Origin of the sequence: Variovorax sp. Root434 (assembly GCF_001426595.1) — a bacterium.
Taxonomy (GTDB): Bacteria; Pseudomonadota; Gammaproteobacteria; order Burkholderiales; family Burkholderiaceae_C; genus Variovorax.
Map to the genome: position 1 here is coordinate 163,457 of NZ_LMEK01000006.1, position 14,782 is coordinate 178,238.

General features: G+C 68.8%; 13 protein-coding genes. 6 read left to right on the forward strand and 7 right to left on the reverse strand.

Going from position 1 to position 14,782, the window contains the following annotated elements:
• Positions 1-58 precede the first annotated feature (58 nt).
• A complete protein-coding gene (locus ASD05_RS07530) occupies positions 59-1,234 on the reverse strand; it encodes a M20 aminoacylase family protein (RefSeq protein WP_056589805.1) in 1,176 nt (391 codons plus the stop codon).
• 10 nt (positions 1,235-1,244) lie between these two features.
• Entirely contained in the window at positions 1,245-2,228 is a 984-nt protein-coding gene (locus ASD05_RS07535; RefSeq protein WP_056589809.1) for a tripartite tricarboxylate transporter substrate binding protein, read from the reverse strand.
• A gap of 132 nt (positions 2,229-2,360) precedes the next feature.
• On the opposite strand from ASD05_RS07535, the gene ASD05_RS07540 reads away from it, so the two are divergent.
• Positions 2,361-3,245, forward strand: coding sequence for a LysR family transcriptional regulator (locus ASD05_RS07540; protein WP_056589812.1), 885 nt, complete (start codon positions 2,361-2,363; stop codon positions 3,243-3,245).
• A gap of 103 nt (positions 3,246-3,348) precedes the next feature.
• On the opposite strand, the gene ASD05_RS07545 is transcribed toward ASD05_RS07540, so the two are convergent.
• Positions 3,349-3,966: a TetR/AcrR family transcriptional regulator gene (locus ASD05_RS07545; protein ID WP_235507894.1), complete on the reverse strand. Its 618-nt coding sequence runs from the start codon at positions 3,964-3,966 to the stop codon at positions 3,349-3,351.
• A gap of 54 nt (positions 3,967-4,020) precedes the next feature.
• Here ASD05_RS07545 and ASD05_RS07550 point away from each other — a divergent pair, with 54 nt between their 5' ends.
• A complete protein-coding gene (locus ASD05_RS07550) occupies positions 4,021-4,749 on the forward strand; it encodes a nitroreductase family protein (protein ID WP_056589815.1) in 729 nt (242 codons plus the stop codon).
• Between the two features lie 72 nt (positions 4,750-4,821).
• Here ASD05_RS07550 and ASD05_RS07555 read toward each other — a convergent pair whose 3' ends face one another.
• The 3 genes from ASD05_RS07555 to ASD05_RS07565 all read right to left on the reverse strand — a co-directional run bounded on the left by ASD05_RS07555 (position 4,822) and on the right by ASD05_RS07565 (position 7,169).
• On the reverse strand, positions 4,822-5,280 hold the full coding sequence (locus ASD05_RS07555) for a hypothetical protein (protein ID WP_157610016.1): 459 nt from the start codon (positions 5,278-5,280) through the stop codon (positions 4,822-4,824).
• 138 nt (positions 5,281-5,418) lie between these two features.
• Complete coding sequence (locus ASD05_RS07560) at positions 5,419-6,471, reverse strand: sensor histidine kinase (RefSeq protein WP_235507895.1); 1,053 nt, start codon at positions 6,469-6,471, stop codon at positions 5,419-5,421.
• A 2-nt stretch (positions 6,472-6,473) separates the two neighbouring features.
• Positions 6,474-7,169, reverse strand: a complete 696-nt coding sequence (locus ASD05_RS07565) for a response regulator transcription factor (protein WP_056589821.1) — start codon at positions 7,167-7,169, stop codon at positions 6,474-6,476.
• Positions 7,170-7,311: 142 nt separating this feature from the next.
• On the opposite strand from ASD05_RS07565, the gene ASD05_RS07570 reads away from it, so the two are divergent.
• The 3 genes from ASD05_RS07570 to ASD05_RS07580 are packed head-to-tail and all read left to right on the forward strand — an operon-like array spanning position 7,312 to position 13,003.
• Complete coding sequence (locus tag ASD05_RS07570; RefSeq protein ID WP_056589824.1) at positions 7,312-8,778, forward strand: efflux transporter outer membrane subunit; 1,467 nt, start codon at positions 7,312-7,314, stop codon at positions 8,776-8,778.
• Positions 8,775-9,905, forward strand: a complete 1,131-nt coding sequence (locus tag ASD05_RS07575) for an efflux RND transporter periplasmic adaptor subunit (protein WP_056589827.1) — start codon at positions 8,775-8,777, stop codon at positions 9,903-9,905. Before ASD05_RS07570 ends, ASD05_RS07575 begins: the two co-directional genes overlap by 4 nt.
• Complete coding sequence (locus tag ASD05_RS07580) at positions 9,902-13,003, forward strand: efflux RND transporter permease subunit (RefSeq protein WP_056589830.1); 3,102 nt, start codon at positions 9,902-9,904, stop codon at positions 13,001-13,003. Before ASD05_RS07575 ends, ASD05_RS07580 begins: the two co-directional genes overlap by 4 nt.
• 16 nt (positions 13,004-13,019) lie before the next feature.
• Here the strand turns inward: ASD05_RS07580 and ASD05_RS07585 are convergent, their stop codons facing one another.
• A complete protein-coding gene (locus ASD05_RS07585) occupies positions 13,020-13,964 on the reverse strand; it encodes a LysR family transcriptional regulator (protein ID WP_056589833.1) in 945 nt (314 codons plus the stop codon).
• Between the two features lie 108 nt (positions 13,965-14,072).
• Between ASD05_RS07585 and gstA the strand changes: the two genes are divergently transcribed.
• Positions 14,073-14,684: a glutathione transferase GstA gene (gstA, locus tag ASD05_RS07590; protein ID WP_056589836.1), complete on the forward strand. Its 612-nt coding sequence runs from the start codon at positions 14,073-14,075 to the stop codon at positions 14,682-14,684.
• The last annotated feature ends 98 nt before the right edge of the window (positions 14,685-14,782 follow it).

Below are 14,782 nucleotides of genomic sequence, written 5' to 3' on the forward strand. Positions count from 1 at the left end.
CTTCCTCGGCCAACCCCATGTCCAAGCGGTCCAGGGCAACAACGAGCGCGGTCTGCCGTTAGTTCAAGAAGCGCTCGGTCAGCAGCACCCAGTAAGCCGCACCGACCGCGACGTTGCCGTCGTTGAAGTCATAGCCAGGGTTGTGCACCATGCATGCACCATGGCTGTCGCCTTCGCCGTTGCCGATCAGCAGGTAGCTGCCAGGCACGCGCTCCAGCATGAAAGCGAAATCCTCGCTGCCGGGCACCGCCAGGGCCTGCAGCGTGACGTGCTCCGGGCCCAGCAGTTCCAGCGCGACCTCGCGCGCGAAGGCGGTTTCCTCGGGCGTGTTGACCAGCACCGCGTAGCCCGCGCGCCAGTCGATCTGCGCCTTCACGCCAAAGCTTTCGGCCTGCGCCGCGATCAGGGCCTTGATGCGCTCTTCCAGGTGCTGGCGGACGCCGCGATCGAGTGCGCGCACGCTGAGTTCCAGCGTGGCGCTTTGCGGGATCACGTTGTTGGCCTTGCCGGCGTGCACGGCACCCACCGTCACCACCGCCATCTGCAGCGGATCGATGTTGCGCGACACGACGGTCTGCAGCGCCATCACGATGCTGGCCGCGGCCACGATCGGATCGGCCGCCCGATGCGGCATGGCGCCGTGGCCGCCGATGCCGGTGAGCGTGACCGTCGCGTAGTCGGACGAAGCCATCGCCGCGCCCTCGCGCAACGCCAGACGGCCCTGCGGCAGGCCCGGCATGTTGTGCATCGCGAAGATGGCGTCGCAGGGGTACTTGTCGAACAGGCCCTGTTCGATCATGCGCAACGCGCCGCCGCCGCCTTCTTCGGCCGGCTGGAAGATCAGGTTCAGCGTCCCGTTGAAGCGGCCGCGCTCGGCCAGGTGATGCGCAGCGGCGAGCAGCATGGCAGTGTGGCCGTCGTGGCCGCAGGCATGCATCACGCCGCCGTGCTCGCTCGCGTAGTCGAGCCCGGTGGCTTCGTCGATGGGCAGTGCATCCATGTCGGCACGCAGCCCCAGGCGGCGCTCGCCGCTGCCGCGCACCAGCCGGCCGACCACGCCGGTGCCGCCGAGGCCGCGCTCCACCGCATAGCCCCAGGCCTCCAGCCGCTCGGCGACCAGGGCCGAGGTGCGGTGTTCGTCGAAGCCGAGTTCGGGATGGCGATGGATGTCGCGCCGGATGTCGATGAACGCATCGGCCTGCGCGTGCAGATCGTCGAGGAGGGTGGTGTTCATGGGTGTCGCTTCACTGGGGTTGCAGGTGGATGGACTTGGCGATCTCGCGGTAGCGCGCGGTTTCCGCCTCGAAGAACCTCGCCGACTCGGCCAGCGTCATCGGCGCCGCGACGACCTGGGTCTGGGCCGCGAGCTGCGTGCGCACGCCCGGGTCCTTCAATGTCGCGCCGATGGCTTTGTGCAGTTTCTGCACCACCTCTTCAGGCGTGTTCTTCGGCACCATGAAGCCGCTCCAGATCTTGTATGCGAAGTTCTTGAGTTCCTTGCCTTCGCTCGCGGTCGGCACGTTCTTCAGCAGCTCCGAGCGCTGCGCACCGAGCTGGCCGATGACCTTGAGCCGGCCCTGCTCGGCCAGCGCGCCCATGGCGGCGCTGTAGACCAGCACCGCGAAGTCGACCTGGCCCCCACCAATGTCCTGCAGCAGCGGCGCGTTGCCCTTGTAGGGCGCGTGCACCAGCTTGATGCCGGCGTCCTGCTGCACCTTTTCAAGGATCAGGTGGTAGAGCGAGCCGATGCCCACGCTGCCATACGAGAGCGGCTTGTCGGCCGACTTGCGGGCCAGCGCGATCAGTTCGTCCACGCTGTCGGCCGGCAGATCCTTGCGGGCGACGAAGACCATCACCGCGTCGGACACCGGATGCACCAGGCGGAAGTCCTCGGTCCTGAGCTTGACCGCCGCGTTGGCCAGCGGCGCGAGGATCACCTCGTTGGGCGAGCCCTGGAAGATGTAGTAGCCGTCGGCCGGCGCCGCCAGCACCTTCTGCGCCCCCATGGCGCCGCTCACGCCGCCCAGGTTTTCCACGATCACCTGCTGGCCCAGTTCCTTGCCCAGTGGCGCGGTGAAGATGCGCGCCGCAGCGTCCGACGGGCCGCCGGCCGGATAGGGAACCATCAGGTTGACGGGTTTGGTCGGATAGCCCTGGGCGCTTGCAAGGCCGGCGGCCATCAGCAAGGCGCAACAGAGAAGAAGCGGACGTCGGTACAACGAGGCCATCGGAACTCCTGAAGGGATGCCGGCTCGGTAGGCCGGATGCGGACGAATCCTAGGAGCCGGCAAATCGAACGTCCAATGCATTGTTGGATGCATTAGCATGAATGCAATGTATCCATCCCGAGGGCGTGCGCCGTGAAACTGGTCCAGCTCCGACACCTGATCTCCCTGGCCCAGACCGGTTCCTTCAGCAAGTCCGCGCTGGACCTGCACCTGACGCAGCCGGCGCTCAGCCGCAGCGTGCGTGCGCTCGAGGACGAACTGGGCATGCCGCTGGTCGACCGCATCGGCCGGCGCAACGAGCTCACGGCCTTCGGGCGCGAGGTGCTGGAGCGCGCGCGCGAGCTGGTGTTCGAGGCCGACGAACTGCGCGACAGCGGCCGCAGGCTGCGCGAGGGGGAGAGCGGCGTGTTCCGTATCGGACTGGGCTCGGGGCCGGGGGCCATGCTGATGACGCCGTTCCTCCTGCATATGGCGACGCGGCATCCGAAGATGCGCGTGGCGGTGGCGCGCGGCGGCACCGATCTGCTGGCCCAGGCGTTGCGCGAGCGCACACTTGATGCGCTGGTGGTGGATGCGCGCTCGCTCAAGCCCGCGCCCGACCTGAATGTGAGCCTGGTGAGCGAGATGCGCGGAACCTTCATGTGCCGCCGCGGCCATCCGCTCACGCGGCTGCGCAAGGGCGTGAGCTTCGAGGCCGTGCAGCGCTATCCGATCGCCTCCATCCCCTTGAGCGACGAGGTGGCCCGCATGCTGGTCGAGGCCTATGGGCCGCAGGCGCATCCCGCGCATTGCGTCAACGTTCAGTGCGAGGAGATTCCGAGCCTGGTCGAAGTGGCTCGTCGCAGCGATGCGGTGCTGCTGTCCATCCGCGCCGCGGCGCCCGACCTCGTCGAGCTGAAGATGGAGCCATCGCTCCTGGGCGTGGCCCGCTTCGGCATCGTGACGCTGCGCCGGCGCACCGAGGCGCCGGCGATAGGGATCCTGCGTGCCCTGGTGCAGGAACTGATGCACGACTGAGGCTCAGGCGAAGTCGATCCCGCACCTATGCCAGGAACGGCCTCCCCGCGAGGTTCGGAACGCACCTTGTCGGCGACCTCGGCACGCAGCGCCCGAACGCGCCTCAGCGCCGACGCGCGAGGTATCCCTCCAGGAGCGCCACGATCTCCTGCACAAAGTCCGCCCGCGCCAGAACTTCGGGCCGGTGCGAGGCGTTCTCGTGGATCACAGCGTGCGCCGCCACGAGCCCGATCTGAAGTGCGAATTCGGGGTCCGGAACGTTCTTCATGTAGGGGCGCAGCGCTTGCAGCAGCCGCTGGTCGACGGGGCTGCCATCGCGCCGCACGCACCTGACCGATCGCGGCAGTTCCTCGGCGATCGCCCGGTGGACGGCTGGAGCGATCTTGTGCTCGTCCACCATCGACTGCACGAGGACGCCGAGCGCATCGCGCAGCGAGCGCTGGGCGGGTAGCTGCGAGAGCGCGTTCGCCAGCGTTTGCCGTGCCTGGGCCACGTGGCGGCGCTCCAGCTCGGCGACGATCGCCTCCTTGTTCGGGAAATACTGGTAGAGCGAGCTGATGTTGACGCCGGCGCGCTCCGCGATCGCATTGGTGCTCAGCTTGTCCCATCCGCGCTTCACCAGAATGTAAGTAGCAGCTTGCGTTATGGCATCCACCGTGGCGCGCGAACGCTCCTGGCGCGGTGTTTTCCGGGGAGTCACCGATGGCTTCTTCGTTTTCAAGCGCGGCTCCGAATGCGAGTATCGAATAACAAAGCAAAAGCTTAGTATTTCTCCATGCAGAAGCAAGACATTTCTTTATCGTGGGCCGCGTTTCAGGACCTGAACCGCCGTCGCCGAGCCATCAGGGACTTCGATGGCAACCCGATCCCCGAGGAACAGGTCAGGGCCCTGCTGTCCGAGGCCACCCAGGCGCCCTCCAGCGGCAACCTGCAGCCCTACAGGCTGCACTGGGTCCGGGACCCGGGCGTGAAGGCAAGGATCGCTGCCGCTTGCAACGGCCAACGCGCGGCCAGCTCGGCGCCGACGCTGGTGGTCATCGAGGCGGGTCGCGAGATCGCGCTCGGCACCGTGGCCCTGCAACGGACTCACATCGAGGGATCGAGCGACTTCACCGAGCACGGCAAGAACTATCACCGCGGCCAGATGCGGATGTTCGATCGCGTCCTCGGGCTGGGCTCCTGGCCGATCTGGACGCCGCTCGTGTCGATCGCCGCGCTCCTCAGGCCCAGCCTCTCGCTCCTGCCCATCGGACACCTGGGCAGCCGCGCCTGGGCTGCCCGCAATGCCGCCTTTGCAGCCCAGACGCTCATGCTGGCTGCATCGGCCAGCGGGATCGACTCCTGTCCGATGGAAGGCTTCTCGGCCCCGAAGGTCGCCGGAATCCTCGGGCTGCCTCGCGCGACGGTCATCCCGGTGGTCATCGCACTGGGCTACCGGGCCGCGGAGGCAAGGATCGATGCCAAGTGGCGCAGGCCCATGGCAGACGTGGTCGTGGAGCACTGAAGCCATTCGTTCCGCCGGGGCGGACGGCTCGACCGTCAAGCGGCGTCCACGTGCGTCAAGAAGTGCAAAGCCTCAGGTCCGCGCGCACCATCGGCCGGCCCATCGGGCAGGCCAGCGGGATCGAGGAGCCTGTTCCGCGCTCATCCAGTGCCCGAATGCCTGCCTGCCGCTGCCGGACCAGTGCAGGTGGACGCCTCGCATGTCCGCGGTGGAGCGCATGGCGTTGCGGCCCATGCTGCACGGATGGAAGACCCTGAAGCCGCGTGCAAAGACGATCTCCAGTATCCAGTGGGACCGGCTGTCCGGCCGGCCGTGCAGTACGAAGCGGCCGTCGGCGGCGAGAACTTTCGCGCCATGTACCTGATGGATGCCGGGTTCGATGTCGTTCCATCGCCTGACGTAGCGCCCGTACATGCGGAACAGCGCCAGCCTCGTCTCGGCATCGTCCAGCACCGCGCCGAAGTCGGCGCAGGACCAACGGTCTCCATCCGGAGGTTGCCCGCCTGTCCAGTACGCATCCGTTTCGTTCATGTTCGCCTCTTCCGAGCTGCCCGTATCCTCGTGCGTGAGGACGGACGGGTATGGCTCGAATGTCGCGGACCGCGCCGTAAAGGGACCTCCGGATACGTCAAGAACTGCAAAGGCCGGCGCAGCCTTGCAGCCGCGTCTTCAGTTGCGCACCGGCAGCGCCAGCGTGACGACGAGCCCGCCCCCTTCGCGCAGGGTGGCCTCCACGGTGCCGCCATGCAGCAGCATCGCGCGCCGCGCGATCGCGAGGCCGAGGCCCGTGCCGCTCACCGATTCGCTGCCCTCGACTCGCGTGAACGGCTCGAAGATGGCCTGCAGCATTCCCGCAGGCACGCCGGGGCCGCGGTCCTGCACGGTGGTGACGAGCATCCTGCCGCCTTCGGCGATGCGCGCGTCCACCTCGATCCGGCTGCCGGGCGGGCTGAACTTCAGGGCGTTGCGGATGACGTTCTCGAAAGCCCGGTAGACGAGCTCGCCGTGCGCCACGATGACGAAGCTGCCCGACGCGTCCAGGCACAGCGTGCGCTGCGATGCGCGGGCCTCGAAGTCCGCGTCGTCGGCAATGGCCTGCAGCAGCTCGATGACGTCGATGCGCTGCTGCGGCACGCCATTTGGCCCGGCATCCAGGCGGTGCAGGGTCAGCAGCTCCTCGATCAGCATGTCCAGCCGCTCGCTCTCGAGCATGATGCGCTCGATCATCGCGACCGCCTGCGCCGGGTCCTGTTGCAGCAAGCCGATCGCCGCCTGGAGCCGGGTCAGCGGCGAGCGCAACTCGTGGGAGATGTCGTGCATCAGCGCGCGGTTGGCCTGCGCCAGCTGCTCGATCCGCGCGGCCATGCGGTCGAAGTCGTGCGCGAGGTCGGCGATCTCGTCGCGCCGGCCGCTCATCAGCGGCCCGACCCGGGTATCGAGGCGGCCCTCCGCGAAGCGGTCCATCGCCCAGCTCAGGTGACGCAGCGGGCGCGACAGATACCACGCGAACAGCAGGCTGATCAACAGCACGGCACCGGTGACCGCCAGGAACGGCACCACCGGCACCGGGCCCCACATCGGCATGCCTTCGGGCGGCGGCGGTGCCTCGTGGCCGGTGAGATACAGGTAGCCCGTCATGGCGCTGATCGCCAGCACCATGCTCATGACGATGGCGAACAGCAACTTCCAGAAGAGGCGGCCGAGCCGGCGTTCGCTTCTCACGGCTAGTCCTCGAGCAATTGATAGCCCCTGCCGCGCACGCTCTGGATCCACGATTCGCCGTCCGGCCGCGTGCCGAGCTTCTGGCGGATGCTGCTGATGTGCACGTCGATCCGGCGGTCGAAGCGCGCCAGAGGCTTGCCGAAGGCCTGCTGCGAGATGGTTTCCTTGCTGACGAGTTGCCCGGCGTGGCGCGCCAGCACGTCGAGCAGGCCGAACTCGGTGCCCGTCAGCTCCAGGGGCTGGCCGCGCCACAGTGCACGCCGGCTGCCGGGCCACAGCGCGAGCTCTCCCACCTGCAGCATGCGCGGATTCGCCGCGGTGCTGGCCGGCTCGCGCGTTTCGGTCCGCCGCAGGATCGCGCGGATGCGCGCGGCCAGTTCGCCGGGCGTGCAGGGCTTGGGTACATAGTCGTCCGCGCCCATGTCGAGCCCGACGATGCGATCGATGTTCTCGCCGCGGGCGGTCAGCATCAGCACCGGCACCTGGCTCGTGGCGCGAATGCGCCGCAGCGCCTCGATGCCCGACATGCGCGGCATCATGATGTCGAGCACGACGATCGCATAGACGCCGCGTGCCGCTTCCGCGACGCCGCTTTCGCCGTCGCATACCACCTGGACTTCGAAGCCCTCGCGCACGAGGTACATCGACAGCATCTCGGTCAGGTCTACGTCGTCGTCGACAAGGAGTACGCGGGGCATGGGTCGATCGTGAATACGGCCCGGAGTATCGCGCCGTTGGACGCAGTGCTCCCGCGCGAGCCTGTTCTTTTACCCAACTTAACGCCGCCGAACCGTGGCGAACGGAGGGCATTCCTACGATGCCTGAACTCCCATCGACACCATGCGTTCCTTCTTTCCAACCCGTCTTGCCGTCGTCCTGGTGCTGCCCCTCGCGAGCCTCGTGCTCGCGGGTTGTGCCGTCGGGCCCACCTATTCGGAGCCGGCGCCCGCGGCTCCCGTCGCCTGGCAGGCCGTGCGGCCTCACGGCGGCAATGCCGGCGCGATGCGCGACTGGTGGCGGCAGTTCGACGACCCCACCGTCGCGCAGCTGGTCACGCTCGCGGATGCGAACAGCCCCAGCCTCGCGAAGGCATGGGCGGGTATCGAGAAGGCGCGCGCAACGCTGACCACCGCGCGTGCAAGCGGCTTGCCGAGCCTCGACGGCAACGCATCGCTTTCCCGGGCGCGCCAGCAATCCATGTCGGGCGCCCTGGCCACGGAAACCACGCGCAGCGCGGGCCTCGACGCGGCATGGGAGGTCGACCTGTTCTCCAAGGTGCGGCGCAATACCGAGGCGGCCGAGGCGCGCGCCGATGCACGCGTGGCGGACTGGCACGACGCGCGCGTGTCGCTCGCGGCCGAGGTGGCCGACACGTACGTGCAATACCGCGCCTGCGAGCTGCTGGCCGATGCCTACGAGCGCGAGCAGGCGTCGACGCAGCAGACCGAGCGGGCGACGGCTGCATCGGTGCGGGCGGGCTTCAGTGCGCAGTCCGATGCCGCCCTGGCACGCGCAAGCCTCGCGAGCGCGGCCTCGACGCTGATCTCGCAGCGCGCGCAGTGCGATCTGCTCGTCAAGTCCCTGGTCGACCTGACCGGGCGCGACGAGCCCGCGCTGCGCACGTTGTTGACCGTCGGCAAGGCCGCCGACGACCGCCTGCCCGAGCCCGCAGGCCTGGAGGTGCAGAGCGTGCCGGCCAATGCGCTGCGGCAGCGGCCCGACCTCGCCTCGCTGGAGCGCGAGCTGGCCGCGAGCAGCGCCGAGATCGGCGCGGCGCAGGCCGACCTGTACCCCAGCCTGTCGCTGTCGGGCTCGGTCTCGATCTCGGCCACGCCGGGCACCTCGGCCTTGACGACGTGGTCGCTCGGCCCGTCGCTGTCGATCCCGCTGTTCGACGGCGGCAAGCGCCGCGCCGCGGTGGTCACCGCGCAAGCCAGCTACCAGATGGCGCTCGCCAGCTACCGGCAAGGCGTGCGCACCGCGGTGAAGGAGGTCGAACGCTCGCTCGTCAACCTGGACAGCACGGCGCGCCGCGTCGAAGAGGCCGAGCGCGCGGACCAGAACTACCGGCACTACTTCCAGGCCACGCAGGTGAACTGGCGCGCGGGCCTCGAAAGCCTGCTGACGCTGGAAGAAGCGCGCCGCTCCGCGCTGTCGGCGGAAATCAGCCTGATCACGCTGCGGCGCGATCGTATCGAATACTGGATCGCGCTCTACAAGGCGCTCGGCGGAGGTTGGCAGCCGGGCACGCCGGCAGCGGCATCCGGCGACACGCCCACCGAAGCTTCGAACAAGACAAACTCATGAGAATTCCGTTGAACAAATCCCTGCGCGCCGCTGCGGTGGCGCTGGCCATCGCGTTGGCGGGCGGCGCCGTCGTCTGGAGCAAGGCCCCGGCGTCCGCGTCCGACGCGAAAGCGCCCAGCGTGCTGACCGTGGTTGCCGTCACGCCGAAGACCGAGGCCTGGCCGGAGGTCGTGCAGGGCAGCGGCCCGCTGGCTGCCTGGCAGGAAATCATCGTCAGCCCCGAGACCGGGGGACTTCGCATCGCCGAGCTCCTGGTCGACGTGGGCGCGAGCGTCAAGCGCGGCGATGTGCTCGCGCGGCTGGCCAACGAAAGCCTGCAGGCCGACCTGCGCAAGCAGGAGGCCTCCGTTGCGCAGGCACGCGCCACGCTGGAGCAGGCCGCGTCGAACCTGCGGCGAGCCCGGGATGTCGAAAGCAGCGGCTCGCTCTCGGCGCAGAAGGTCGAGGACTACCGCATTACCGAGGCGACGTCGCGTGCATCGCTCGCGTCGGCCGAGGCCGAGCTCGACAGCATCCGGCTCAAGCTGCGGCAGACGCGCATCGTCGCCGTCGACGACGGCGTGGTGTCGTCGAAGTCGGCGGTGCTCGGCAACGTCGTCAGCGCGGGCGCCGAGATGTTCCGGCTGGTGCGCCAGGGCCGCGTGGAATGGCGCCCGGAACTCGATGCCCGGCAGGTGTCGCGCCTGCGGGTTGGTCAGAAGGCGTACGTGAGCTTGCCGAACGGCGAGCGGGCCGAGGGCCGCGTGCGGCTGGTCGGCCCGACGCTGAGCACCAGCACCGGTCGCGCGACGGTCTACGTCAGCCTGCCGACCGGCGGGCCGCAGCGGCTCGGCATGTTCGTGAACGGTGTCATGGAGCTCGACCCCCGGCCGGCGCAGACGCTGCCGCAGACGGCCGTGACACTGCGCGACGGCCGCGCCTATGTCTACCTGCTGGGCAACGGGAACAAGGTCGCAAGCCTCGCGGTGACGACCGGACGCCGGCAAGGCGAGCGCGTGGAAGTGGAGGGCCTGCCTGCCGGCGCGCGCGTCGTCGCCGAAGGCGGGGCCTTCCTGTCCGAGGGTGCGCAGGTGACGGTGGCTGCGGCGCAAGAGACGGCCGGTGCGCAGCAGGAGGCGGCCCGATGAACTTCTCGTCATGGTCCATCCGCAACCCGGTGCCGGCGCTGCTGCTTTTCGCGCTGCTGACCGTGCTGGGGATCGTCGGCTTCCGCCAGCTGCAGATCCAGAATTTTCCCGACATGGACCTGCCGACGGTCCAGGTCACGGCCACGCTGGAAGGCGCGGCGCCTTCGCAGCTCGAGACCGAGGTCGCGCGCAAGATCGAGGACAAGCTGGCCTCGCTGAGCCGCCTCGACCACATCGCGACGACGATCACCGACGGCTCGGTGTCGATCAGCGTGAGCTTCGAGATCGACAAGAACGGCGAGGAGGCGCTGAGCGAAGTGCGCAACGCGGTGGACAGCGTGCGCGCCGAGCTGCCCTCGAGCATGGCCTCGCCGACGGTCTCCAAGCTCACGACGGCGGGCTCTGCCTTCCTGACCTACACGATCGAATCGGCAACCCTGGACGAGCAGGACCTGTCCTGGTTCGTCGACAACGACGTCACGAAGGCGCTGCTCGCGGTGAAGGGCGTCGCATCGGTCGCCCGCGTCGGCGGGCTCGACCGCGAGGTGCACGTCGACCTCGATCCCACCCTGATGGCGGGCCTGGGCGTGACGCCGTCGGACGTGTCTGCGAAGCTGACGGCGACACAGAAGGAAAGCTCGGGCGGGCAGGGCGACATCGGCGGCCTTCGCCAGTCGACGCGCATGATCGCGACCGTCGGCACGCCGGCCGAGGTCGGCGCGATCACCCTGGCCCTGGCCGATGGCCGCTATGTGCGGCTCGACCAGATCGCGCGCATCACCGACGGACGCTCGGACCCCACGACGCTCGCATTCCGCGACGGGCGCAAGGTCATCGGCTTCCAGGTGACGCGCTCGCGCGGCTACTCGGACGTTGGCGTCGCCGACGCGGCGCGCGCCGCGGTGGGCCGTTTCGCGCAGGCCCATCCCGAGGTCCGGATCGCCGAAGCGAGCGACACGGTCGCTCCGATCCAGGACAACTACGAGGGCTCGATGCACCTGTTGATCGAGGGCGCATTGCTGGCGATCGTCGTCGTCTGGTGCTTCCTGCGCAACTGGCGCGCGACCATCGTCGCGGCCACCGCGCTGCCGCTGTCGATCGTGCCGACCTTCGGCGTGATGGCGCTCGCCGGCTACTCGCTGAACACGATCACGCTGCTGTCGCTGTCGCTCGTGGTCGGCGTTCTCGTCGACGACGCGATCGTCGAGATCGAGAACATCGAGCGCCACCTGCGCATGGGCAAGACGCCGTTCCAGGCGGCGATGGAGGCGGCCGACGAGATCGGCCTGGCGGTCATCGCGACGACCTTCACGCTGGTGGCCGTGTTTCTGCCGACCGCGTTCATGGGCGGCATCCCGGGCAAGTTCTTCCGCCAGTTCGGCATCACCGCATCGGTCGCGGTGCTGATGTCGCTGCTGGTCGCGCGGCTGCTGACGCCGATGATGGCCGCCTACATGCTGAAGCCCGCGAAGGCCGGTGCGCAGGCCGAGGCCGACGGCCCGCTGATGTCGCGCTACCTCGGCTGGGTGCGCGCCACGCTGTTGCGCCGCCGCGCGGTCGTCGCGGCCTCGGCCGCCTTCGTGCTCGCCTCCCTGGGCATCGCCATGTTCCTGTCGACCAGCTTCCTTCCGGCGCAGGACAAGGCACAGAGCAGCGTGACGATCAAGCTCGCACCGGGAAGCACCCTGCAGGCAACTGCCGCGGCAAGCCGGCGCGCCGCCGAGCTGCTGCGCGCGCTGCCCGAGGTGCGCACCGTCTTCGTTTCGGCAGGCACCGCGACCTCCGCGTCCAGTCCCACCTCGTCGTCGTCCGCCGCCGACCTGACGAGTGCGACCTTGACCGTCGATCTCGTGCCGCGCGGCGACAGGCACCTGAAGCAATCGGGCGTGGAGGCGAAGATGCGCGAGGTGCTGCGCGGCATCCCGGGTGCGCGCGTCACGGTCGGCAGCGGCGACAGCGGCGAGGAGCTGCAGATCACGCTCGCCGGCGACGATCCGGGAACCCTGTTGAGCGCTGCGGCCGAGGCCGAAGCGCAGCTGCGTACGCTGAAGGGCATCGGCAACGTGACGTCGAGCGCGGCGCTGCACCGCCCCGAGATCCAGGTGCGGCCCGACACCGCGCGGGCTGCCTCGTTCGGCGTCACGTCCGAGGCGCTCGGCGATGCCGTGCGCCTGGCCACCTACGGCGACTATTCGAACGCGCTGCCCAAGCTGAATCTGCCGCAGCGCCAGATCGCGATCCGCGTGCGCATGGACCCGGCGCTGCGCGGCGACCTGGACAGGGTGGCCGACCTGCGGGTGCAGGGCAGCAACGGCAGCGTGAGCCTGGGCTCGGTGGCCGAGGTCGCGCTCGGCAGCGGACCTTCGCAGATCGACCGCCTCGACCGCTCCCGCAACATCACGCTGTCGGTAGAGCTGAACGGGCGCCCCATCGGCGACGTGCAGCGCGAGGCGCTGGCGCTTCCAGCGCTGCGCTCGCTGCCGGCCGGCGTGCGCAGCGTTGACCAGGGCGAGGTGCAGCGCATGGGCGAGCTGTTCCGCAGCTTCGGCACTGCAATGGCCATCGGCGTCTTCTGCATCTACGCCGTGCTCGTCCTGCTGTTCCACGACTTCCTGCAGCCCGGCACCATCCTGGCCGCGCTGCCGCTGGCCCTGGCCGGTGCGTTGTTCGCTCTGTGGATGACCCAGCAGCCGTTCTCGATGCCGGTCGTCATCGGCGTGCTGATGCTGATGGGGATCGTGACGAAGAACTCCATCTTGCTCGTGGAGTACGCCATCCTGGCGCGGCGCGAGAGGGGCCTCGGACGCTTCGAGGCGCTGATCGACGCCTGCCACAAGCGGGCGCGGCCGATCGTGATGACGACGATCGCCATGGGCGCCGGCATGCTGCCGAACGCCCTGGGCCTGGGCGCCGAACCGAGCTTTCGCCAGCCGATGGCGATCGTGGTCATCGGCGGCCTCCTGACTTCGACGGTGCTGAGCCTGCTCGTGGTGCCGGTGGTCTTCACGCTGGTCGACGATCTGCTGCTGCGGGCTCGCCGCTTCATCGGGCATCGATCGCAGACAACCGGCAGCCGCGATCCTGCCGTCGAGACGTGATTTCCAGGCGCTTGCCTCAGCCTGCTGCTTCGGGGCGCGTCACACCTGCAAGATGCTGCTCGCTCGACAGCAGGAAGTCGATGAAGGCGCGTACGCGCCGAGGCATCGATCGGCCTGCCGGATAGACCAGCGACGCGAGCTTGGGCGCGGGTTCGAACTCGCGCAGCAATCGTTCGAGCCGGCCGTTGGCGAGGTGCTCGCCCACCACGAACATCGGCAGGTGCGCGACGCCCAGTCCGGCCACCGCCATCGCTGCGAGATGGTGCATGTCGTCCGAACGCACGTCGGCCCGTGCCGCGATCTGCAGCGGGCCTTCGGGTGTCGTGAAATTCCATGGGTCCTCGCGGCCGTCGGGCCGCGTGTAGGCCAGGCATCGATGGTCGCCAAGCCCTTCGGGCCGCGAGGGCCGCGTCGCCGCCTTCGCGAAGCAGCCAGGCGCAGCCACCGTCACGAACTGTCCGTAACCCAGCGGCCGCGCCACCAGGCTCGAATCGGGCAGGGCACCCACTGCAATTGCGACATCCAGTCCAAGGTCGAAGACATCGGACAGCCGCATGGTCGACACGATCTCGATGCGCAGTTTCGGATGCCGCGCAAGCAGCACCGGAAGCAGCGGCGCCACGAGGAAGGTGCCGAACAGCGGCGGCAACCCCAGGCGCACCGTGCCGGCCACGGCACGCGTGCCCGCGCTCGCTTCCTCCGCCGCTTCGGCCAGCAGCTCGAACGCCCGCGCACAGCGTTCGTGAAACGCCATGCCTTCCTCGGTCAGGTGCAGGGCCCGCGTGGTGCGCGCCAGCAGCCGCACGCCGAGGTCGCTTTCGAGGCGGCCGATGGCCTTGCTCACGGCCGACGGGGTCATCGAATGCAGCGCTGCGGCGGCGGTGAAGCTGCCCGCGTCGGCCACCGTCACGAACACGCGCGCATCGGCCTGCGAGATCGGCAATTCGTGAGTCCGGTTCATCAATCTTGTGCTCTCAACCCGCTTTTTCATGAAGCCCCTCGCGGCCACCATTCGTGGCGTGCACATCACTTCGACACAAACCGATCCGACCAACCACAGGAGCCTTTCGTGAAACTCTTCTACAGCCCCGGCGCTTCTTCATTGTCCCCGCACATCGTGCTGCGCGAGGCCGGCCTGAGCGCGGAGATGGTTCGCGTCGACCTCGAGACCAAGACGCTGCCCGCCACCGGCCAGAGCTATCTGCCGATCAACCCGATGGGCAAGGTGCCCGCGCTCGAACTCGACGACGGTGCGGTGCTTACCGAAGGCCTCGCCGTGCTGCAGTACCTCGCCGATCTCGTACCGACGTCGCGGCTCGCGCCGGCGGCCGGCACCATGGCCCGCCATCGCCTGGCCGAGGCCCTGAGCTTCGTGGCCACCGAGCTGCACAAGGGCTTCGCGCCGATGTTCGATCCCGATGTGCCCGCAAGCTACAAGCACGGCCTGGTCGCGGACACCCGGGCCTTCGAGCGCATCGCCTCGCTGGTGCAGCCGGGGCCGTACATCCTCGGTGAGCACTTCACCGTCGCGGATGCGTACCTCTACCCGATCCTGCGCCTCGGTCAGCACGCGGGGCTCGATTTTTCTCCCTGGCCGGCAATCGTTCGCTACATGGAATCGATCGCGAAACGCCCCGCCGTTCGCGCCGCGATACTGGCCGAAGGCCTGATCGAAGGCTGATCCACGAAGGCCTGAAGCGACCGCGTTACATCCGGCCTCTCGCAGTCGAATAAACTCCGCCCCGCTTGCAGCTTGTATTCGTGCTGCGCCGCCATAGG